A 1,963-nucleotide genomic window follows, 5' to 3' on the forward strand; every position below is an offset into this window, starting at 1 on the left:
TGTTGCGATCCTCGCCCGGCGCGATGGCCGGGCGCAGCGGTTCGTGAACAGCAAAGATAGCGATTTGAGGAGGCGTTCTCCAACCACAGGCGGTCCGATTTACCCACTTCATACACATTCTACGGTTCGGAACCTCCCAGGGTTTCCGCGGCCACCACAGGTTCCTAGATCAACAAACGCTCCGTCGGATCACACGATAGACAGCTGCGCCTTCGTTACGGAGCCGCCGACAATGATCAAACCGGGCCCCGCTCCCATCAGCGGTGGAACCGACCTCACAACCGCCCGGAAGACTTCAAGCTCCGGGCCCATCACGTCATCGGTAAGCCCCACACCGACACCACCCCGCGCCCAGTCGGGCGAGCCTGCCTGCTGCCGCTCGCCTGATATCGCACCACGGCAACAGACGGCATCCAGCCCCGGCCTAACCAGACTGGACGGGCCAACGGCGAACATGATGGTCAGTCGCCGATAAGCGCTCAGGCAAGCGGATGGGGCTCGCTGGTCAACGCCGCCAACGCCCGGGCGACCTCCTGCAGCGTGGCACGAACGTACGTCGCGGTCGTGCCGGCGCTGCTGCCCTCGGCGTGTCCGGCGTACTCGCGGGCCACCGCGTAACCGAAGTTCCGCTCCACCCACGTCAACGTGGTGTGCCGCAACCAGTGCGTGCTGATCTGCTGCACATACACCCACGGCAGATGCTCCCCGACCCTTACCCACAGATGGTCGTAACGCCGTCGGGTGATCGGCCGCCCGTCGCGGTACCGCAACAACTGCCCGACCGCCGGAGCATGCCGCTCTGCCGCATGCCGCTGCAGATGCCGCATCAACGTCGGCGACACCGGCTGCCAACGCGCCGAGTCACCCTTCTCCCGCAACAGGATCAAACACTGCTCCGGATCCAGATCCACCGGCCGCAACGCCAACGCCCCACCCCGCCGACACGCCGTCTCCGTATGCAACCGCAACAACAGACTGTCCAACACCGGATCATCCCCGGTACTCGCCGCAACCTCGTTGATCTCCGCAAGCCGGCTGTCCGCCACCGCCCGCCGAGTACTCGCCAACCTGCGCGGCTTGGCCACCTTCGCCGCCGGATCATCCGCCGCCGCGATAAACCCGTCCGCCACCGCCCGCTTGTACAGACACCGCAACGCCGCGACCAGATGCTCCACCGCACTACGCCCACCCCGAGCGTTACGCCGCGCCACCACATGCGCCTTCACGTACTCACCGAGCTGCTCAATCTCCGAGGGCGTCGGCTCGTCAAGCCGACGCTGCCCCCACTGCTCGACCACCCGCTTCCAGTACGAACCGTAAGCCCGCCGCGTCCCCACACTGACCGCCGCCGACACCACCGGCACATACTCCGCGAACGTCGGCGCGACTGGACGGGACGTCGGCGCCTCCACCAGGTCCGCCGCCGAGATCCCCATCCGCGCCAGCAACAACCGCGCCGCGTCCAGCTCCGCCTGACTCGCACCACTCACGACACACCGCCCAGCACCGCGGCACAGCTCTGGGCGACGAACTCGTCCAACGCCGCCACCGAATACACCACCAGCACACCGAGCGCGGGATCCGCGGCCAGCAGGAGACGATCACCCGGAGTAAGTCCGCACCAGTGACGGACCGACGCAGGAAGCCGCAGGTATCCCTGACCGGTCAGCCGGAACACACCCTGAGCGTCAGCACGGACGACGATGACCCCGCCGTTCTCCCGGATGTCCAACCGGGTACCCGGCCCCCAGCCCAGGGCACGGACCACAGCGCGGTCCCGCAGCCGGCCGCTGCCCTCCAGCGCGGCAACCCCGTACACCCGGGTACTCGCACGCCGCTCCGGCAGCGGCGACAACGGCAAGGGTCCACGACGCAGAGCGCCGCCCGTCGGGCGCTCGGCTGCCTGCCCCAGGTCGGACAGGACCACCGGCGGAATGACCAGGCCCAGCGAGGCGTCAGCCAC

The 1,963-nt window shown here is 67.9% G+C and carries 2 protein-coding genes; both read right to left on the reverse strand.

The window, feature by feature from the left end:
* Positions 1-479: 479 nt before the first annotated feature.
* The gene (locus ACFHWY_RS28330) at positions 480-1,490 is read right to left on the reverse strand and encodes a tyrosine-type recombinase/integrase (protein WP_416583299.1); all 1,011 of its coding nucleotides are present in this window, start codon (positions 1,488-1,490) and stop codon (positions 480-482) included.
* Positions 1,487-1,963 (reverse strand): hypothetical protein (locus ACFHWY_RS28335; RefSeq protein ID WP_416583300.1); only part of this gene is annotated, 477 nt, incomplete at its 5' end. The genes ACFHWY_RS28330 and ACFHWY_RS28335, both read right to left, overlap by 4 nt.

This window comes from Micromonospora sp. LOL_024 (assembly GCF_048060415.1).
Classification (GTDB): Bacteria; Actinomycetota; Actinomycetes; order Mycobacteriales; family Micromonosporaceae; genus Micromonospora.